At 45.6% G+C, this 21,454-nt stretch carries 14 protein-coding genes and 2 pseudogenes; 4 read left to right on the top strand and 12 right to left on the bottom strand.

The window, feature by feature from the left end:
- Nucleotides 1–42: 42 nt before the first annotated feature.
- Nucleotides 43–2,217, top strand: coding sequence for a TonB-dependent receptor (locus FW774_RS12875; RefSeq protein ID WP_149348607.1), 2,175 nt, complete (start codon nt 43–45; stop codon nt 2,215–2,217).
- Nucleotides 2,218–2,308: 91 nt separating this feature from the next.
- Here FW774_RS12875 and phnY read toward each other — a convergent pair whose 3' ends face one another.
- From phnY to FW774_RS12850, 5 genes are all read right to left on the bottom strand, one after another.
- Nucleotides 2,309–3,751 carry a phosphonoacetaldehyde dehydrogenase gene (gene phnY, locus FW774_RS12870; protein ID WP_149348606.1) on the bottom strand — a complete coding sequence of 481 codons (1,443 nt, stop codon included), beginning with the start codon at nt 3,749–3,751 and terminating at the stop codon, nt 2,309–2,311.
- Nucleotides 3,752–3,862: 111 nt separating this feature from the next.
- Nucleotides 3,863–5,104 (bottom strand): phosphonoacetate hydrolase, encoded by a 1,242-nt coding sequence (gene phnA / locus FW774_RS12865; protein WP_149348605.1) that lies wholly within the window; start codon nt 5,102–5,104, stop codon nt 3,863–3,865.
- 5 nt (nt 5,105–5,109) lie between these two features.
- On the bottom strand, nt 5,110–6,363 hold the full coding sequence (locus tag FW774_RS12860; RefSeq protein WP_242457820.1) for an MFS transporter: 1,254 nt from the start codon (nt 6,361–6,363) through the stop codon (nt 5,110–5,112).
- Between the two features lie 35 nt (nt 6,364–6,398).
- Nucleotides 6,399–7,487 carry a zinc-binding dehydrogenase gene (locus tag FW774_RS12855; RefSeq protein WP_149348604.1) on the bottom strand — a complete coding sequence of 363 codons (1,089 nt, stop codon included), beginning with the start codon at nt 7,485–7,487 and terminating at the stop codon, nt 6,399–6,401.
- A 13-nt stretch (nt 7,488–7,500) separates the two neighbouring features.
- Complete coding sequence (locus FW774_RS12850; protein WP_149348603.1) at nt 7,501–8,580, bottom strand: alkaline phosphatase family protein; 1,080 nt, start codon at nt 8,578–8,580, stop codon at nt 7,501–7,503.
- Between the two features lie 384 nt (nt 8,581–8,964).
- Between FW774_RS12850 and FW774_RS12845 the strand changes: the two are divergent.
- The 3 genes and pseudogenes from FW774_RS12845 to FW774_RS12830 form a co-directional block, all read left to right on the top strand.
- Nucleotides 8,965–9,216: pseudogene (locus FW774_RS12845) on the top strand (nucleotidyltransferase domain-containing protein); the annotation flags it as partial.
- Nucleotides 9,213–9,584: pseudogene (locus tag FW774_RS20670) on the top strand (HEPN domain-containing protein). The pseudogenes FW774_RS12845 and FW774_RS20670, both read left to right, overlap by 4 nt.
- A gap of 188 nt (nt 9,585–9,772) precedes the next feature.
- Nucleotides 9,773–10,360 carry a helix-turn-helix domain-containing protein gene (locus FW774_RS12830; RefSeq protein WP_197739861.1) on the top strand — a complete coding sequence of 196 codons (588 nt, stop codon included), beginning with the start codon at nt 9,773–9,775 and terminating at the stop codon, nt 10,358–10,360.
- Nucleotides 10,361–10,506: 146 nt separating this feature from the next.
- Here FW774_RS12830 and FW774_RS12825 read toward each other — a convergent pair whose 3' ends face one another.
- The 7 genes from FW774_RS12825 to FW774_RS12795 form a co-directional block, all read right to left on the bottom strand.
- Nucleotides 10,507–11,646: a glycerate kinase gene (locus tag FW774_RS12825; RefSeq protein ID WP_149348599.1), complete on the bottom strand. Its 1,140-nt coding sequence runs from the start codon at nt 11,644–11,646 to the stop codon at nt 10,507–10,509.
- 97 nt (nt 11,647–11,743) lie between these two features.
- Nucleotides 11,744–13,075 (bottom strand): GntP family permease, encoded by a 1,332-nt coding sequence (locus FW774_RS12820; protein ID WP_149348598.1) that lies wholly within the window; start codon nt 13,073–13,075, stop codon nt 11,744–11,746.
- A gap of 202 nt (nt 13,076–13,277) precedes the next feature.
- Entirely contained in the window at nt 13,278–15,509 is a 2,232-nt protein-coding gene (locus FW774_RS12815) for an alpha-N-acetylglucosaminidase (RefSeq protein WP_149348597.1), read from the bottom strand.
- A 97-nt stretch (nt 15,510–15,606) separates the two neighbouring features.
- On the bottom strand, nt 15,607–17,796 hold the full coding sequence (locus FW774_RS12810; RefSeq protein ID WP_149348596.1) for an alpha-N-acetylglucosaminidase: 2,190 nt from the start codon (nt 17,794–17,796) through the stop codon (nt 15,607–15,609).
- Between the two features lie 229 nt (nt 17,797–18,025).
- Nucleotides 18,026–18,841, bottom strand: coding sequence for an endonuclease/exonuclease/phosphatase family protein (locus tag FW774_RS12805; protein WP_187774892.1), 816 nt, complete (start codon nt 18,839–18,841; stop codon nt 18,026–18,028).
- Nucleotides 18,842–18,942: 101 nt separating this feature from the next.
- Nucleotides 18,943–19,737: an endonuclease/exonuclease/phosphatase family protein gene (locus FW774_RS12800; protein WP_149348594.1), complete on the bottom strand. Its 795-nt coding sequence runs from the start codon at nt 19,735–19,737 to the stop codon at nt 18,943–18,945.
- Between the two features lie 124 nt (nt 19,738–19,861).
- Nucleotides 19,862–21,424, bottom strand: coding sequence for a DUF5689 domain-containing protein (locus FW774_RS12795; protein ID WP_149348593.1), 1,563 nt, complete (start codon nt 21,422–21,424; stop codon nt 19,862–19,864).
- Nucleotides 21,425–21,454: the final 30 nt, after the last annotated feature.

The raw sequence follows: 21,454 nt of genomic DNA, 5'->3' as shown, positions 1-21,454 counted from the left end.
TCCGCTTTCATTTAATGTAGATATTAACAAAATTATTTAAACATGAAATTACGCTTCATGCTGCTATTCATGGCCGCATTGCAGATACATACGGTATCAGGACAACATCTATTTAAAGCATTTGTAAAAGACAGTAAAACCCGTGAACCATTGGTCGGGGTAACAGCTATTTTAACCGGAACCACCAAAGGCTCAAGCACCGATACAAACGGACTGGTTACCTTAGCCAATATCCCGGGTGGCAAACAAGTTATCGAGTTCCGTTATGTAGGTTATGAAACCCGGAAAGATACGTTCTTATTTCCATTGGCTAATGCCATACCGGTTGAGATTTTGCTCACACCGCAGGCCGGCGAACTGGACGAGATCGTTATTTCGTCTACGCGGAGCTCAAGAACCATTAAGGACATTCCCACCAGGGTTGAATTTATTGCCGGTGAAGAATTAGAAGAAAAAGCCAATATGAAAGCCGGTGACATCCGTATGCTTTTGAGCGAAAGTACGGGCATACAAACCCAGCAAACGTCGGCTACATCGGCCAACGCGTCCATCCGCATTCAGGGACTTGACGGACGCTATACCCAGATTCTTAAAGACGGATTCCCGCTGTATGCGGGAGCGGCAAGCGGCTTGGGACTGCTGCAAACACCTCCGCTGGATTTAAAACAAGTGGAAGTAATTAAAGGTTCCGCCTCTACCCTTTACGGCGGCGGAGCAATTGCCGGGCTGGTAAACCTGATCTCAAAAACACCGGGGCCGGAACGGGAGCTCAGCTTTCACCTGAACGGCAGCTCGGGCAAAGGATTTGACCTAAATGGCTTTTATAGTCAGAAGTTTAACAAAACAGGCACAACCATTTTTGCATCGCATAGTCGCAACTGGGCCTACGATCCGGCAAATATTGATCTTACCGCCATTCCCAGGTTTGAACGATACGTTTTCAACCCCAAAATATTTGTTTACTTCAGTGATAAAACCAAACTCAACTTCGGGGTAAACACAACTGTTGAAAACCGTATTGGCGGCGATATTCATTACATACAGGGTCAGGGCGATGCTACCCACAGCTATTTTGAAAAAAACCAAACCCAACGCTACTCTACGCAACTGGCGGCTGACCACATTCTGAATAACAGTAACGCATTCCATTTTAAGAACAGCGTAAGTTACTTTAACAGGAAAATCAGTATTCCGGGCTACCAATTCAATGGTACACAAACCGCTACTTTCAGCGAAGCAAGTTATGTCACATCCAAAGAACAATCCGAGTGGATTATGGGTGTTAATCTCTGGACGGATGACTTCCGCGAAGCCCGGCTTAGTACGTTTCCGTTAAGAAATTATAGTCAGCTCATTTTCGGCGCCTTCGTTCAGAACACCTGGAAAACCACGCCCTGGCTCAACCTGGAAACCGGCTTCAGAACAGACTATGTTATGGATTACGGCTTTGCCCTTTTACCCAGAGTTTCGGCCTTATTCAAAATAAGCGACAAATTTTCCTCACGCCTTGGCGGCGGATTCGGCTATAAAACGCCGACCATTTTTACCGAGGAAAGCGAACGTATACAATACCGGGATGTATTGCCCATTGACAAAAACCGGAATAAGCTCGAGCGCAGTTACGGCGGCAATATCGATTTCAATTACCGCACGGTCTTTGGCGAAAAGCTAACGTTTAGCATCAACCAGCTTTTCTTTTACACCCGGTTAGATAATCCGCTTTTGTTGAATGCCCAGCCCAATGGATGGTATCAATTTATTAACACCGGTGGCCATATCGATACGCGGGGAACTGAAACAAATGCCAAGTTTGGTTATGAGGATTTCAAATTGTTTCTGGGTTACACATTTACCGATGCCCGTTTACATCAAAACGATTTGATGACAACGGCACCGCTTACTCCCAAACACCGGATCAATTCCGTACTGATGTATGAGGTTGAAGACAAATGGAAAGCCGGACTGGAAGCCTATTTTTTCAGCAGGCAGCATCTAACCGATGGCACAACCGGCAGATCATACGTACTTTGCGGCTTTATGCTGGAAAAACTGTGGGATAAATTTTCGGTATACATCAATTTCGAGAACTTCCTGGATGCCCGGCAAACACGGTTCGATTCCATTTACAGAGGTACCATAACCCATCCTGTATTCAGGGATATTTACGCTCCCCTTGACGGATTTTTGATCAACGGTGGCATTAAATTAAAGCTGTAATTGTACCGAAAGCTATCATTTACCGGAATATACTATGGTGATATTCCGGTAAACTGATATTAAAAGACAGACTTCGAAAGTCTGGATGATGCTACCACGGCATCGAAAAGGTCTTCACAAAAGTAAAACACTTGATTGCTTCGATAACGCCTTCCTTTATTCCGAGGCCAGAATCCTTAATTCCGCCGAAAGGCGAGCTTTCTATACGATAACCCGGAACCTCATTGATATTCACCGTGCCCACTTTAAGCTCTTTGATAAAGCGGGTAGCGTATTGCATATTATTGGTTACAATGCCTGATGACAAACCGTAAGCGGTTGAGTTGGATAAAGCAATAGCATCGTCAATATCCTTAAACGTGAGTACCGGCGCCAGCGGTCCGAACGATTCATGAACAACCATATCAGCATTGCGGGGCACATTGTCAATTACTGTTGGCTCTAACAAAGCGCCGTTACGTTTTCCGCCCAGCAATACCTTAGCGCCCTGGGCTACCGCTTTTTTCACCACATCTTCCAGGTAAATAGCCGCAGCTTCATCTATCACTGTTCCCACCCGTGTTTCCGGGTCGGCAGGATTACCACAGGTATATTCACGGGCCTTTGCTACCAGCTTTTCAACAAACGCTGGTTTAATCTTCTCGTGCACCAAAATACGTTTTACAGCCGTACAACGTTGTCCGCTGTTGCGGAACGAGCCTTCGGCCGCCAGGTAAACTGCTGTATCCAAATCGGCATCTTCCATAATGATCAGCGGGTCATTACCGCCCAGCTCCAGGATAACTTTTTTGTATCCGGCCGTTGAAGCAATCTTTTTACCTACAGCCACGCTTCCGGTAAACGATACAATATCCACCCGCGAATCTTTAACCAACGGTTCGGCCACTTCTGCTGTAGAGCCCAGCAACACGCTTATCATATTTGGAGGCAAACCGGCTTCGTACAGTACCTCAACTATTTTAATGGCAGTAAGCGGTGTTTTCTCCGACGGTTTCAGGATAACCGGCGTTCCGGCCGCTATGGCAGGCGCTATTTTGTGCACCACCTGGTTCAGCGGGTGATTGAACGGCGTAATGCATACCGCCAGGTTCAGCGATTCACGCTGGGTAAATATTTTGCGGGCTTTGCCTTGCGGCGATATGTCGCAGGAGAAAATCTGTCCGTCGTCTTTCAGGCATTCCATAGCTGCAAAAAACAGTACATCATGCGCCCGCCCGGTTTCGTAATACGCTTCGCGGATGGCAAGACCGGATTCGGCGCTGATGGTTTGCGCAAACTCCTCTTTCCGCTCCATCAGCAGGTTCCGGGCTTTATCTAATATAGCGTAACGCTCATACTTGGACAAAACCGGTTTATTATTTAATGCCGCCCGCACGGCAGCCTCTGTATCGTTAGCATCTGCCAGAGCAACCGTTCCAACCAGCCGCTTATTATATGGGCTCCTTACTTCCAGCTTATTATTTCCCTGCACCGGTTCCCCGGCCACATAACAGGTAGCATTGATTATTTCCTCTTCTATTATTTGTTCTTTCATAACATATATGTGAATATTTACGAATTACGATTTAAGATTTACGTGACAGACCAGCACCTGAACCGGCAGCGGCCCCCAACCGTAATTCGTCAATCTAAAATCGTACATCGTTTAGTGTGTTCCGTTAACGGTAAAATCAAAAATGTCAAAATTGCGGGGATCTCCGGCAGCCTTCATCCGGTAAGTTTCATTCAGCGGATGTGAAAGCACCATCGGAACCATTTCCTCATACCGGCCACCATGCGAACGTAACGTTCCGTCTAAAGCCGACAAGTCATGATACTGCGGCCTACGACCCACTACTACGTCCCGCCCTGACATTACTACCAGGTCACCGGTGCGATCTTCCGGCTGTTCCAGCAAACGCACCGCCGACTCCTTATCGTGTACTTCGGTAATTCCGGACTGTAAAGCCAGCCAGTTTTTCACTTCTGTTATGCGGGATTTGTCGTCCACATGCACCACGACATACGAACCTAAAGCGCCATGATGCTTCACATAGGGATCGGTAATGGGACAGATCACCCGGAAACCGGCGCCGAACTGCGCTTCGAGCATATCTTCAACAAACAGCACATTTGGTGTTCCGTCCGCTTTGATCTTAGCATTCATACCATGATCGGCTGTTGCACCAATAACCGCTCCGAGGGCCAGCATCTTACCGATCTCCTTATCCATCTCTTCATAAAATGCCAGCGATTCTTCTGAATCAGGGGCATAAGTGTGCTGCATATAATCGGTTAACGACAGGTACAGAAAATCGGCCAGTCCCTGCTGTATCAATGCCGTTCCGGCACGCAGCACAAACAGGCTGGCATCGGCGCTGTAGATGGTTGGCGTAGGATAACCCACTACTTTTTCCACCTCATCAATACCGTGTGTTTCTTTGACTGCCTGGTTAGCTTTCTCCGCAGAAATGGCTATACCCGTAAGTTTATGCGATAAAATATCCCGCAGCTTTTCCTTAGCCGTTACTACCGCTACCTTGCGCCCTGCATTGGCCGCGGCCGCCAGTATGGTTTCTGCCCGCAGGTAAGCCGACGAATTCATCATTACTTCCTCGTCTTTGGCCGTGTCGTAAAAAAAGTTGCCCGATATGCCGTGTATCGCGGGAGCTACACCGGTTACAATGGATGAGTTATTTACATTGGTAAACGATGGCAATGCGCCCCGAACCATTCCGCGGTAACCCGTACGGCTCATTTTCTCCAGGTTAGGCAAACGCCCATGAGCGGCCGTAACATCTAAATAGTCATCGGCCGAGCCATCAATACAGATAACTACAATGGGATTAGCCGAAGGAGAATACGTTTTATTATTCGCTTTAAAACTGTTTGTGGATATTGAGTTCATATAAATTATGTATTTGAAACTTGTAAGGATACATGATGCTTATACTTGATCGATGAGATGATCAGCGCACAGGTAAAGGATATGATGGCGATGGCAAGAAACACGTAACGGGTATTGTGGGTGACATCAATCACCCTGCCCAACAACGGCTCACCCATAGCGGCAAACAGGTAAGCGCACATATTCATAATACCGATGCCTGTTCCTACGTATTTTTCGCCCAGTAATTCGGGACTCATGGGCCAGAAATTGGCCTGTACGCCATATACGAAAAAACCGGCGCTGAACATCAGTATGCCGTTTACCACAATACTGTGCGAATGGGTAAAAAATATCAGCAGGGCAATAACAGCGCTTACCGACATACCGGTTGCGATGGATGCCGGCCGGTTGCCTTTGAAGATACTATCGGAAATATTGCCAAAGGTTAATGCACCAATGGCCATACCGATAGGCATCAGGAAGGTAACCCATAAGTATTCCGGCGAATCTTTCCAGTTCTGCCCAAGGAAATGTACCGGAACCCAGAATATCAGTCCGTAACGTGCCATATTCTGAAAACCGATGGCAAGCGAAGCCGTAAGAAATCCCCGGTTACGGAGCACTACCTTATACCGCTCCTGCCAGGATGTTTTTTCCAGCTTAGCGGTATCATCCGAAAGATTTTCATAGCCTTTATCTGCCGGTGTGTTACGGGCTATAATAAAGAATATGGTGGCTGCAACCAGTAATAATAATACGGGCAGGCGGAACAAATACCGCCACGACATATCCTGCTGCAACAGGATGATAGAAAGCAGGTAGGTAATTACCGAAGAGCAGCCCGCAGCCATAGTATAAAGGCCAAATGCCTTTCCTCTTTCGTTGGCGCTCCACCAGTTGGAAATAAGCCGGCTACCGGGCGCCCAGGCCATAGACTGGAAATAGCCGTTCATGGCCCAAAGCACAAACACCACATAAATGTTAGTGGCATAGCTGATACCAATATTAGCGCTGATAGAAAGCAATGCTCCCAACGGAACCATCCTGCGGGCGCCGAAATGATCGGCGAGGTTACCGTTTACCAATTGCCCGATGGCATAGCCGATGAGCATGGAAAAGCTGATCCAGCCAATGGTAGTGTAAGGTACCTGAAGCTCTGCTGCCATATCTTTTGCTGCCCAACCGAAATTGTGCCGGCCGGTATAGAAAAACAGGTAACAGAACATGGTAACAAGCAGCATAAGCCACTGATCTTTCCGGAAGTTTTTGGTATTCATTTCGTTCAGGTGTATGAGGTTGGTTTTAGGATAGTTTAAATTCTGATACCTACGCGAAGCGGTTTGCAGGCAATGGCATATTCAAAGGCTTGTTGCGCATCCTCCAGGGAAAACTCTTCATCTACTACTGTATCAAACGGGTATTTCTGCCAGCTTTTTTCCAGGAAATCAAGAGCGTATTTAAAATCGTCGAAATTGTAATTGTGAAGCCCTTTGATGGTGTGCAGGTTACGTATTATTTTTTCGGCATCGAGCGCTACCTTCCGGTTTTTGAATACCGCACCGATCCATACAGCGCAGCCGCCGATAGCCAGCACATCCATACCCAATTCCATGGCATCTGGCGAACCGCTCATATCAAAAACCACGTCGGCTCCCTTTTTAGGAAATTTACTTTTCAGTAATTCTACCACATCGGTATTATCTTCATGCATCTTGATCAATTCGTCGGCTCCAAAGGCTAATGCATCTTCCAGGCGCTTATCCGATACATCGGCAGCGCCAACCCAGGCCGCACCGGCTTCCTTACACATGGCGGCACAGCTTACGCCCAGCATGCCCATACCAAAAATGAGCACATTTTTACCGGTCAGACCGCCGGCTGTCCGCAAGGCGCCGGCAACCGTAGCTACTGCACAATTAAGTGTTGCAGCAATAGGCAAGGGCAACGAGGCCGGTATTTTCAGGATGCCTGTATCGGCACGCAACACACAATATTCGGCCAAACCACCATGAAAAGGATCGTTTTCACGAATGAGGGCATGTCCGTATTTAAACAGCTTATCGCCTTTCTGCGGGATACCTTCCAGGGAAAATGTCGAGTTGGGGTCACTGGAAAAGATAGACCAGGTGATGATATCGCCGGGCTGGAGCTTATCGCCATTATAATCTGTACCGGGATGCCCGGGAGCGATCTCTATGATCTCGCCAACAATTTCGTGCCCTAGCACGGTAGGACATGCTTCCTGCCGCACCCCGCAATAGGTATGGATATCACTTCCACAAAGGGTGGTATATCGATTTTTTACCAAAATTTCCCCGGTCTTCAACGGCCCTACCGGATATTCTTTTAATTCTAATGGCTGCCCGCTTCCGTTAAAGGCAATCAGTTTCCCGGTTCTCATAGTTATAGTTATTCTATTTTTTTAAGATGCTTTCAATAGGTTCGCCCATTGGGTTTTTGGTGGTAAAATCAAGGCCAATTAATCTGCCGATGGTTTTTGCGATCTGGTTCTGGTAAAGCTGTCCGGATTGCCGCACCTCACCCAGTGCTTTGCTATCCGGCCCAATAGCTGCCAGCCATACTTCGTCGCAATGCGGGATACTCCGCTTATGCGATTTCCATGAAGCGCCATCGCCACGGCCATGATCTGTAGTAACCAGCAGGGTTGTTTGGTCTTTGTAGAAGGGATCGCTTTGCAGGTAATTCCACAAATCACCAATAAAGGTATCTGTACGATGTGCAGCATCCAGATACAGATCATATTTACCCTGATGCCCAAAGGCATCGGTATCGATAAATGCCAGGTACAATACTTTGGGATGATTTTGTTTGAGGTATTCTTTGGCCATGGGATAAGTAACCGCATCAATACGCTCATCCGGGCCATAAATTTGCGGAACAAACTGCTGCTGCCAGTTCAGGAATTTTTGTGTTTCAGTGATATTCGGCCCTTTAAATTCCGTCCAGCCGGCATTGATAGGCAGACCGCTTCGCTTTTCATTGAGAATACGGTAATAGGCATTCCAGCCGGCAAAAACAGCCACCTTACCCTGGTATGCAGGCTGCTTATTGATAAACTCGAACACATTGACATTCGGGTTTGGCGGATAATCGTTAGAATTAACGATTGTGTCGGGATAACCGGTAAACATTTCGTTATAACCGGGATATGAGAACCAGTACGGGTTCTTCACGTTCATGTTGTTGCCTACGGTCCGGTTTCCATACAATTGCCCCTTTGCTGCAATCGTGCTCCAGAAAAACGGCATCAGCACTTTGCGGCGCTCTTCGGGCGTATTGCGCCAATATTTATCTTTAACGTCTTTTTGCTTGATAAAGGCCTTATTGTTAATCAGCTCTTCATCGGCCCCGGTAAAAAGCTCTTTCCACCGGTAACCATCCAGTGTGACAACCACCAGGTTCTTTGTTTTTTGCTGCTGGGCCATTACCTGCATGCCCGCAATCATTAAAAAGAAAATACTTAATTTTTTCATAACTCTATTGACTTGGACCGGCTATCCGGCTGGTTTCTTATTGGTGGGTGTAAATATACTTATTTTTCTCAATATGAAAAATAAATAAAATAAAAACATTTAATATGACCAAAAAACCACAAAATGCAATATTAATATTTTCTCAATATGAAAATAAAGCTGTAAAATAAGTGCTAAAAAAATATACCTGCTATTACCGTTGGAATTACAGGGGAAAAGGTAAAGGGCTATACCTATGACATGAATTCCAGGCAACAGAAGGAACCAAATAAAATTAAAATCAAAATATGTTATCTTTGAGTGATTAAAGACAGGGGTTATGCATGATAATGCTGTTTTAACTACAATTAAAACCACTATACATTCTTTTTACCGGATGCCAGAGTTTTGCTTTTTGGATCACAAGCCCGTGGTGATTTTCACAAAAACAGCGACTTTGATGTACTGGTAATTACAAAGGACCCTATTCCTCCTAAAGAAAAAATGGATATGGAAAGTAAAATCAGCAAATCGTTAGTTTACACGCTCCATATCCCTTTTGATATTCTTCTCCACAGCCAGGGAGAAGCTAACTTAAAAAAACAGGCCAAAGGTTTTATTATCTACCATGCACTAAAGGATACCATAGAATTATGACAAAAGAAGAAGGGGAAATTCTTTTACAATGGCTAACTAAAGCAGAGCACGATTTAATTGCAGCAGATATTCTGATCGAAGCTGATCCACTTATACTTGATATCGCCTGTTTTCATTGCCAGCAGGCAATTGAATAATACCTAAAAGCATTCTTGATTTATCATGACCAGGATTTTATATTCACGCATAACCTGGATTACCTGATGCAATTATGCTCCCAGTTAGACAAAGACTTTACCGGTATAGATATGAAAAATATAAATCTCTATGCCGTACGGGCCCGCTATCCTCATGACTATATTGCCGCAGAACCAGCTGAAGCCCGGGAATACTATGAAATAGCTGTTATATTAAAACCACGGTTTTAGATAAATTACCCACTGATTTCAATATCAAAAAAGACTCATAACTGTCCGAGTTTGTAACATGGGATGTATCAGCCTTGTAATTTTATTGCGAATCATCCAATCTTCTTTAATACATTTTTATTTTTCTATCAATATTCTCTCCAACTTTTACATTTGAATCTATTTTTGCACTATCAAATGGTATATCCTTGGAAAAGAAACTTAGCTATAATGAGATCGGTGCGATTATCCGGAAATACCGGAAAAGCAAAAAGCTGCGCCTAACCGGACTGGCCACTACATCAGGCGTGAGCATAGCTATGCTCTCTAAAATTGAAAACGGCCGGATGATCCCGACCATACCTACCTTATTTGCCATCATCGGGGCGCTGGGCGTTACACCGGACGCTTTTTTCAGCGAGCTTGGCGAACAGGATTCTTTTCCGGGTTATATCTTTATCCCCAAGGCCGAATACACCCATTTTGTCAAGGAAGAGAATGCCAAGGGGTTCCATTATTTTTCTATCCTGGAACACCGGGTAGAGGGTTCCTCGCTGCAAATCTCATTGCTTCACCTGGAGCCCGATGCAAAACGCAAAACGGTAAGCACACTTGCCTTTGAATATATTTACCTGATATCGGGCAGCATTGAATATGTATTGGGCGATAAAACATTCTATATGAATGAGGGCGATTCGCTGTTTTTTGATGGTAATATTCCGCATGTGCCCCGGAATCCATACGAGCAAACTGCAACAATTCTGGTATTTTACTTATTTAACGAACCCAAGTACTGAAGTTGAGGATGAGCGTGCATCTGTGATAAGTTTAAAGTACTTGGATCGTCCGCGTTTGTAACGCGGATGAAATGAAATAGCGATTGTATCGCTTTAACTTGCAGATGCATTGCTACGTTCAAACAACTACGATAGGCTTTAGCCGTTTACCGGGCCGGATTCAATGCCAGCAAATTGCCAAGTTCACGTGCGGTGCGGGTTAAGTTAGCCGAGGTTAAACGCATTGCTTGCTGAAGATCGCAAGGTTCGTTTCCGATAGGTAGCACCACATCAAAGCACTGTTTCAAGCGATCATGATTATCTAATTCAACCCTGCCGGAAAACGCTATAACAGGAAGACCCCGCTCTTTCGCTTTGCGTGCCACACCGGCAGGAGCCTTTCCTTGTAGCGTTTGCAGATCGATGCTGCCTTCGCCGGTAATCAGCAGGCCGCTTCGTTGCAGCGCTGCATCAAAACCGGTAAGCTGCAAGAAATAGTCAATGCCGTTTACCAGGTTCGCATTGAGCCAGGCGCATAACCCGGCAGCAGCCCCACCGGCAGTGCCGCCATACATAAGCGTCGCCATATCCCGACCGGTTTGTTTTAACGTTACCTCGCTGAAAACCGTAAGGGCAGCGTCCAGCTTTTGTACATCATCGGGATTGGCTCCCTTTTGGGGCCCGAAAACTGCTGCAGCCCCCTGCTTTCCCAGCAAGGGATTATCTACATCGCAAAGCACCACAAATTCGCATTCCCCAACCCTCGGATCCAGGCCGGAAGCATCAACCTTATTCAGCCGGACGAGACTTTCGGGCATCCCGGATAAAACCTGTCCCCGGTCATCCAAAAAACGGATACCGAGCGCCTGTAATATGCCTGTACCACCGTCTACGGTTGCCGAGCCACCCATCCCGATAACAATACGTTTCACTCCCCTATCCAACGCCGCACGAATAAGCTCTCCTGTTCCGGCTGATGATGCCCGCAAGGGATTAAGCTCGTGTTGTGCCAATAGTCGCAATCCGGAAGCATTGGCCATTTCTATGACCGCTGTTTGTTCGTTATCAATCAGACCGAATGACGATTCAATCATTCTTCCAAAAGGATCGGGTACGGTTACCCGGATGTCCTTACCTCTGCATTGCCTCACAATAAGGCTACCTGTTCCATCACCGCCATCTCCTACTGGGAAGCATTCGCTGGTACAGTTCAGATCACTTTGTTCCAGACCTAAACGAATGGCTTCGGCAGCTTCTATCGCTGTAAGGCTGTTTTTATACGCGTTTGGTGCTATGAGTATGTGCATAAAGCCTCTCCCTAAATCCCTCTCCTTAGGAGAGGGACTTGTACTGATTTTATATTATTTATTTAAGCAATATACCTTTTTACATTTAGTCGTATCATCATAGCAATAACGACAATACATAGACTACCAGCAGCGAGGTGAGCCCCATTACCAGCGTAGCCGTGGAATACACCCTGAGCATGGTCCGCATATCCAATCCCGAGAATTTGGCAATTACCCAGAAATAGGCGTCATTGGCATGAGAGATCATCATGGAACCGGCGCCCATAGCCAGTACACTCAGCAAATGACCTCTTTCGTTGTCCATTCCCAGGGCAGGCAACAAGGGCAGAACGATGGATGCGGCAGTTATAATAGCCACCGTAGACGAACCTTGCGCTGTTTTTATAATAAATGTAATTAAAAAAGGGAACAATAAACCCAGGCTTGCCAATGGCAAGGCCTCACTAAATTGCTCACCGATTTTAGCAGCGGCCAGCACAGCGCCAAAAGCACCGCCTGAACCGATAATGAGCAAGATACTGCCTGCCTTTTCCACACCGTCATGCAATAGTTTACTTACGGTGTCTTTTTTCCAGCCACGTTTGCTGTTAAAAGCCAGTAAGATACCGATGGTTAAGGCAATTACCGGATCCCCTGCCATCAATACGACTTGGATCCATTTACCGGTTACAAGGGGATCTACTGTAAAGAAGGATTTGATTGCTATCAGCAGTATAGGGATCAATATAGGCATGAAGGCTCGTATTACGGAGGGACCAGATTGGTTATCGGTCACTTCTATATGATTTGTATCATCGGCAATTACATTCGCTTTTTTGCCGGCATAATTTGCCCATAAATGTCCCGCAATCATTGCGGGAACAGCAACTACAATCCCGAATAAAACCAACCGGCCTACATCCACCTGTATAATGCCCGCTGCGGCGGCCGCTCCGGGATGCGGCGGTATCATACAGTGAATAGCATATAAGCCTGTAGCCAGTGAAACGGCCATTACCGCAATGGAAATACCTGTTCTTTTAGCCAGTGAATTATTAAGACCACTCAGCACAATATATCCCGAATCGCAGAAAATGGGCAGACCGACAATAAATCCCGTAAGGCTCATAGCCAGCGCCGACCGCCGCTCGCCTACTTTTCGCAGAATGTACGATGCCATCACACGGGTACTGCCGGTATATTCAAGCAGAGTTCCGAGTACTGTTCCCAGGATAATAATCAGCGCCAGCGATTTCAGGATATTTCCGAAACCATCCTTTACCGTTTGCAGCACTCCGGCTAAGGGCATACCCATACCCAGTCCTACTACAAACGAAGCTATGATCAAAGCGAAAAAGGCGGTTATCCTGTACCTGGTAGTGAGCAGTACAATAATTCCAATACCGGCCAACAGGCAGCATAACAGATATAGAAAGTTGAAAGTCAAAGGTTTAAAACTTAAAGTTGGTTTTTAATTATTGATTATATCAAATATAGTTACTGAAGTTATCTGAACTTTTTATTTTTTCACATAAATAGCCTTCGACAGAGCTCAGGCTGACCGCATTAGTCATGTTGAGCCTGTCGAAACACAGACAAATGCAGTTTAACGCTACATTCTAAAAGCTCAAATAACTTCACTGTTTGTATTACTTCTTACTCTCCTGATATGCTCTTTCAATTACCGGATAGTACTTTTTATACATCGCGGTAGCTATAGTTACAGCATTACCATTGGGAACGGTCGCGTATGTTTCCTTTCCATTCACCCAATTCCATTCCCAGGTTTTAATATCTTTTTCAAATGCCTTTAAATCGGCTTCTTTACCCTGTTCAAGGGCCTTGTTAACCATAACAAAAAACTGCTGCCAACGGGGTCTATAAAAACCATTAAGCATTCCGCTCCACTGTTTACAGGCGTATTCGTGTAAGCGGCTGTCTTTATCTCCCCATAAGGTGATGAGATTACGGGCGTTTTTTTCATACAATGCGGTTTCTTCCGGGCTTGTTCCCCAGGATTTTGCGGCATTCAGCCAGTTACCTAACAGGAAATCTTTCCGGGTAGCCAGCAGCTTATCCATATCGCTGATCAGGGTTAAAAATTGCTGACTGTGGGTTTTAAAATCGCGGGTATTCTTTTTCTGATAATCTGCCGCAAACTGCTGCTGTAACACGCTGGCATAGTTGGCCAGCACCTGCCGGGTAAGGTCGACCAAATCATACTGGAAACCGTCACTGTTTTTCAGCTCCGGGGCAGCGGCTACCAGGTTTTGCCAGGCTGTTAACAGTTCGGCAGGATCATAGGCCAGCTTAGTGGTGGTGGTTCCTCCGGGATTGGCTTTGAATGTGGGACGTGCGGTAACTATAGATTCGGGGCCGCCGGAAGTTACGGTATCGGCATACGCGGTTCTGCGAAGTATGCTCCAGGCTTTATCGGCGTTTTCATTGGGTTGACCATACCTCCGGTGCACGTATCCTTTCAGCCATTCGTCCAGGTTTACCGGCTGATCGTTCCACACATTTTCCAGCATCAGCTCGTACATTACCGGGTTCTGCTCTATACCTTCCATGGTAAGACCTATGCCTGATAATTTTCCTGCGGCCGGGTTGTGCAATGCCTCTGCAGGATGCTGTGCAACCCGATCCATTAAACCGTACATATTCACATTTTGCCCAAAGTTATGCAGCATGCACCATATCCAGGGTTTGCCGTAATAGGCTTCGGTACGGCTCCATACGGGATAGCGTTCGCTCCATAAATCCAGGATAATCATTTTATCGTTCGGAACGGCATTCAGCAGGGCCTTTATCTGCTTTTCTTTCCAGAATTTCGCCCCGTGGTAAAACAGCCATCCCTGCATGATCCAGGTGGCTTTTGGGTCGGCCAGGGCCATAGCCTGGTACACTTTTTTACTTACATCATTCAGATAGATGGAATCGTTGACAGGCGGCGTATTTTCGTTGAAGGTGTCGGCTGAATACAGATGGTTGGTTCCGTAAACTTTGGTTTCTTCTTCAATAAATTTCCGGCCTATTTCTGTAAACATCGGCTCGTTGGGATCGAGGATATATACGTCAGGAAAACCTACCCAGCTGGTTTTCTTCAGCTTCACCTGTGGAAATTTATCTTTAAACGATGGCGGCACGTGCCCGGTAAAGGCCGGAAGCACCGGCGTCATACCAAAGGCCCGTTCTCTTTCGAGAATTTTTTTCTGCAGCTCCTGATGACTTTTCATCCAGCTTTGCGGTAAAGGGCCTCCCCAACCGTCTAAATTACCCATCCAGAACCAGTTGAAATATGCAGGGCCGCTGAAAAAGCCTTTTAAATCTTCGTCGGTAAAGCCCAGGCTTTTGTACACTTTATCCCAGATAGCATTCTGACCGGTTAATGCCAGCGGCATATTGATACCATTCAGGGCCATCCAGTCTATTTCCCTTTCCCAACGCTCCCAGTTCCACCAGCTCATGGTATAGTTGAAGGTGCAATAATTCAGGTAATACCGGTATTGGTAAGGTGTGCTTTTCCTCACCAGACCGGCGGGAAGCGGAAGTGGATTTGGCAGGTTTAGATTGGTGCCGTTCCAGGTAATATCGCAATGGGCGATGTATTTGAGATAATAATTCAGGGCGCTGGCCACCGAAAGGGCATTGCTTCCGCGAAGCTCAATTTTATTGTTTTTGGCTTCAAGCTCAAACACATCTTTTCCATTCTCCTGCGGGATCCACGCCGTAGTAAAGGCAGCTGATCTTTCTTTTAAAATACGCCGGATCAGCTTGTCGGCTTCTGTTAAATCGGGTTTAACCGTATTATTTTGTGCCTTAACACCCGGCAAATGGATGAGCAGGCAAGTGATGAACGCTATATATCGTAATTTTTGCATGGTTTTTATTGAATTAATTAACGGATTATAAATCCGGGATTATCACCGGCGGGATTGCAAATCCCGCCGAGCAAAGCAATTCATTTTATTTAAGCATTTACTGCGCTACGGGTAATGCGTACTGGTTCACTAACCGGGCCGCCTCCTGCAACGGATCATCAAATGGTTTTACGTTATTAGTATATGGTTTTTCTATCCAATTTTCTTTCCACTGGTTAAGCGTTGCCCTGTCGCCATACAAATAGTGCTGCATTCGCGGAATATAGTAATCGCTGATCAGTCCGCTCCATACACGGGCGGCGTAATCTTCAACCTGTCCGCCCCAAATGGTGATTAAACGTTTGGCATCGACCTCATAAGTATTTTTTTGTGCGGTGTTTTGGCCGTGGGCCCGGGCATAAGTTACCCAGGGTTCTAACCTGTCCAACGGATGCGAGGCCAGCAACCGATCTACCTGCTGTAATAAGTAAACCGATTTTTCAAAGCTCGCTTTTTTAAGCACCTCATCATTGTTCTTATCGGCCATTAAGGCAACACGGTAAAATTCATCGGCTTTGATACCTAAAAACATGGCGGATAACTGAATGGCGTCATTTCGATACAGGGCGTTATTCTTTAACGAATCTGCACAGCTTAAAAACTGCTTCACTGCATCCAGGAACTTAGGGTCGTCGTTGATCTTACCTTTCCGGCGGGTATCTTCGGCCATGGTTTGCCATACAAAACGGGGATATGAGCCAAAGGTGTTATAACAGGATTGTAACAACTCTGTCCACGAGGTTTTCATATTAGCAGGAACGTTTCCGTAACGGCATAACGCGTAATTGTTTATCCAGCTATCGATATCAATCGCTTTATCTGTCCAGCCGAGATCCGACAGCAGCTCATAAACCACTTCGTTATTTTCAATGCCTTCGGGCGCAGAACCAAATCCTTTCAGGGTTTTCCTGTACGGCGATGCCAGCGCTTTCGCGGGATTTTCGGCATAGAATTTCAGCACACCGGTAAGCGCTGTTTTGCCGCCGAAATTGGGTACAAAACTGTATACCCAGTCTTTACCGTAAAAGCCTTCGTGAGTTTGCCACACCGGGTTAATGTGCCATACGTAATCGGGGTACTCGCAGGCTAAATCGATGATCATCATTTTATCGTTCGGGATAGCGCCCAGCATCGCCTTGAGCGAAGGTTTATCCCAGAATTTATGCATCCAGCCAAACGTCCAGCCCTGGGTTACCCAGACGGCATCCGGGTTACCGGCTTTGATGGATTCGTAAACAGATTTGCCATAACCGGCCAGTATTTCGTATTTCTTTGCCGGGTTATTTGCCGGAACGGGCACATCCATTTCGTTAAAGGTATCCGACAGGTAGAATTTGCATTTACCAAACTCTTTCTCCCACTCCTGGATAAACAACTGACCGATCTTTTTAAACCAGGGCGAATCGGGCGAAAGCACAAAGGCATGATTTTCTTTCGGGAATCCGCCCCAGCTAAGCTCACTCAATTTTACATCGGGATATTTTTCCCTGAACTCCAAAGGTACAAATCCCGCAAAAGCGGGAACAATGGGCGAAAAATCAAGCTCTTTCATCCGGTTCAGGATCTGATGCTCCAGCTTGAGCTGATCGTTATGCCAGGCATCGGTTAACGGCCCCGACCAGCTGTTTATATTTCCCATCCGGTGCCAGGGCAAATAGGCGGGGCCGGTAAAGAACCGGTTCACATCGTCTTTTTTCAATCCTAATTTTTGCCATACGCGTAAGGCTATCGCTTCATGCGCCACTAAGGCCAACGGCATATTGATGCCATGCAACGCCATCCAGTCAATTTCTTTCTGCCAGCGTTCCCATGTCCAATACGGCATGGTATAGCCGTATGTTACTACATTTAAAAAGTAACGATATTGGTAGGGTGAGGTTACCCGCTCTTTTTTATAATCGGGCCATACGGACAAGTCCGGGATATGGTTACCGCTCCAGCTTACCATCCCGTTGCAGCCTTTTTTCAGGTAAGTATAAAATCCGGAGCAAATGGCAACGGGGCTGTTTCCTTTTATGGTAAGTGTGTTGCTTGCGGCCTCTATCTCAAAGGTATCATAGCCGCTGGCAGAAGGTATGACGGCCAGCTTAATATCATCGGCCCGTGGGCCTATTAACCGTTTTATAACGCCACGGGCGGGTTCGGTGATACGCTGATCATCAGCCGTATAGGTTAACTCAAACCTGCTTTCCGCATTAACCCGGATAAAGCCTAGTATAAGCAAAAATGTGAGCAGTCTTATTCTCATTTCTTAAATTTAAAATTATCTGTATACCTGTATATTAAGTAAAAAGTTGAAAGTCAATCTGTAATTAGTGTCAAGTCCATTATAAACTGGCACACAATACATTCTTATGTTGTTGATTTAAATCTGTTGACTATTTTCACTTTTGACTTAACATCAGTTCAATACTAAAGCCGGATACCGGCAAAACATAGACTATTTTTCAGTAATTTTTTCAATTTCCCGGCAAACATCACTTGGTTTTAAAAATCGTTAATACAGGCCGGTGATCTGAAGCATACGTTTCCTCAACGACACGGTATTCGCTAATCTCCCAACCGGCATTTTTAACGGCGATATAATCAATGGTACGATTAGGTCTGGTTGCCGGGATAGTGCCGGGGCAATTCTCAATGCAGGTACGTTTAAATTGCCCGTCTAATAAACGGATGGCCTCTGTATTGGCTACGCTATTCAAATCGCCGCAGAGGATTACCGGGTGTTTTGCTTCTTTAAATTCGTTCAAAATGGTTTTTACCTGCATCACCCGGCTGGCATCGCTTTGTACATCCAGATGGGTGCAGGCAAATGTGATTTTCTTATTTCCCGGCAGGCTAATATCGGCGTAAGCCAGAATACGGTTTTCAGCTTTTTCCTGTGCTTTTGGAAGCGCTATTTGTTTTGTATCTTCTAACGGTTGTTTGCTTAATATCGCCAGTCCATATTCGCCACCATCGTAGTCAATGGCTTTAAAGAACTGATAGTTAAGCCCGGTTTTTTCGGCAATGACTTTTGCCTCGTCTACCCCTTCCGAACGTTTGGTGAATTTATCGACTTCCTGCAATGCGATCAGATCAGCATCTGCATTTTTAATAACCTGTGCCACCGCATCCAGGTCAATAAAACCGGGCTTTGACGGCGGATTGGCATGATGGATATTGTATGTAAGCACTTTGAGCTGGTCAGCATTGGCAGCAGTGCTGCCTGTTTTACCTGCCGTGATAACTTTATGCGAACAGGAAGCGAGTAATAATAAAGCTGCTATACAGTAGGAGCAAATGATTTTCATCTGTTTATGTTTTAATGAGCTATAAATATAGCCCGAAGGAATGAACTTCCGCATTTAAGCCGTTAAAAAGTAATTTCTGTTGATATACTATATATTTTATTTTATTCCAGGTTGAATGTTGCCATTATTGGCCGGTGGTCTGATGCATAGGTTTCTTCGATCACTTTATATTCTGATAATGGCCAGCTCAGCCCTTTGGTTGCAATAAAATCTATGGTACGACGGGGCTTGGTTTGTGGTACTGTACCGGGACAATTGTCTATGCAGGTACGCTTAAATTGCTTATCCAGCATATTGATTGCCTCAGACCCTGCTACACTGTTCAGATCACCGCATAATATTACTGGCAGGCTGGAATTTTCAAACTGTTTCAGTATAAACTGCATTTGCACATTACGGTTCTCATCAGTCCGCAAAGCATCCAGGTGCGTATTGGCAAATATGATTTTTTGCCTGCCAACTTTAACTGTGGCATAACTAAGCACCCTGCCTTCGGTTTTTATTTGCTGAGGCAAGGGCAATAATTTTACCTTTTTTAAGGGATAACGGCTCAGGATAGCAATCCCATAATCTCCGCCATCGTAATCAATGGCTTTGAAGAAATGATAATGCATTCCTGTTTTTTCTGCAATTAGTCTGGCTTCATCGATATTGCCGCTACGCTTTGTGTTCTTATCAATTTCCTGCAAAGCGACTATATCTGCCCTGGCTTCATTAATTACACGTGCAATGGCATCGATATCTATAAAATCGGGCTTTGATGGCGGATTGGCGTGATGGGTATTATAGCTCATGATGCGCACTACCTTTTGCGGGGAGTCAGCATTCTGGCCGAACATGTCCTTTTGAAAGGATAGCTGAAGGAATAAAGCAATTAAAAAAATCGTTCTGAACATAAAATAATTCAAAAGTTAAAAGTCAAAAAAAGGCAAACATAAGCCTGCGCACCTTTGATGGGGCATTTATAAAAGGTACGATTCCTTTTACCGGAACCGTACCTTATTAAGATAATCTTACAGATTATTCTACAAGCTTAGTGGGGAACCATCCGTCTGTAGAGCCATTGGCTACCGGGTATTCTTTTTCAAGCTCATCTAATGTAGACGTTGTGCTCAAAAGCAGCGCCCTGTCAAACCTGGCTTGCACCCAACGGCCCAAACGGGTATTATACTGACCTCCCAGCTTATAAAAATAACCTTCGCCCTTACGGGTTATATAAAGCGTGTTAGACCCCTGTTTATAGAACGGCTGTTCCTCTAATGTAACCGGGTTTACAATATCGTACCAATCGGTATTGGCTATGCGTAAACCTGCTCCTTGTGCAACATTCAGGATGGCCCCGTTATAACCTGTTATAATAACATCTATGGGCACCGAGTTTTTAGTAACCGTGGTTCCTTCAAATACGGCTATACCATCGGTAAACGCACTGGTGGCGTTAAGGAATAAGTCTGAGCTTGCATCTCCGATACCATCTCCGGCAGTTGTGTTAGTTTTCCTTGATACGATCCACTTGCCCTGCGCTATGGATGTAGAACCCACCCCATTGATCAGCTTCGCGGAGTTACCCACGTAGAAGTATTCACCCTTTTTAACCGTACCACTCTTAAGGTCAAATTTATAATCCCGTTTGCCACCTGTTGCCCAGCCATTAACCGGAACCCCGGTTGGTGAGTAACCGCTGCTTGTATTATGTGTTACTACGGAATAAGGCGTTACTGAAAAATCGATATCCTTAGTGGCCAGAAACTGCATATATTCTCCATCCAGGTCGGTGCCTTTCACATCGCCGATATAACCGGAAATAACAATTGCCGCCTGTGTGATGGTAGAGCTTAATACGGTGATATCTTCAGGTCTGCGAATGCGCAAATGGGGCACATACTTGCCATTGCCGTCTTTACTATACGCTATCACGCCAAAAAAGTTGGCCATACCGGGTAATGAATTATTGGCAAAGGTAGCCCCAGGCTCCGTATGCACGGTAAGGGAGGCAAAACCATCGTTAACCATTTTATCGCCACTGTAGGTATCTGTTGGCTGAGGCAGCGGGTCAAACCCGGCTTTTACAATAACCAGCTCGGTGCTCTCGTATTTATCGGGTTCTGCCAGGATGTAGCTGCTGGGCACCCGGTTAACCGGTATATTTACGCCCGATGCCACCCTGGTAACTGCCGAAGCATCTAAGCCGGTTACCTGCAATAATCCGTCAATACGTGTCAACACTCCGCCTTCCAGATGTACTATGACAGAATCTCCGGGCACGAACTGTCCGGCAGCAGCACCAATATTAATGGCAATACCCCGAAGCGCATTTAAACGCACCTTATTCTGTACCATCAATAAACCGGCCGGTAAATTTTTGCCGCTATGGTCAGAAACTACAACTCCTGTAATGCCTACAGACCCCAGCATGGATTTCTTTGTTAAAGGATAATCAGTGCCTTTATAGAAACTTCTCAAATCGTATATGGCAATATTGGGGTTAACTTCCGCTCCGGGAAAATTCCCTGTTTTATCGCATCCGCCAAAAATGATGATAACGGCTATCAGCGATATGGTATTTAGTATTAACCTTTTCATTGTGTTAATATTTTAAAATGACTATTTAAT

Source organism: Pedobacter sp. BS3, assembly GCF_008274585.1.
GTDB lineage: Bacteria > Bacteroidota > Bacteroidia > Sphingobacteriales > Sphingobacteriaceae > Hufsiella_A.
Note: the sequence above shows the minus strand (reverse complement) of the source record. Positions and strands in the feature narration are given on the sequence as shown.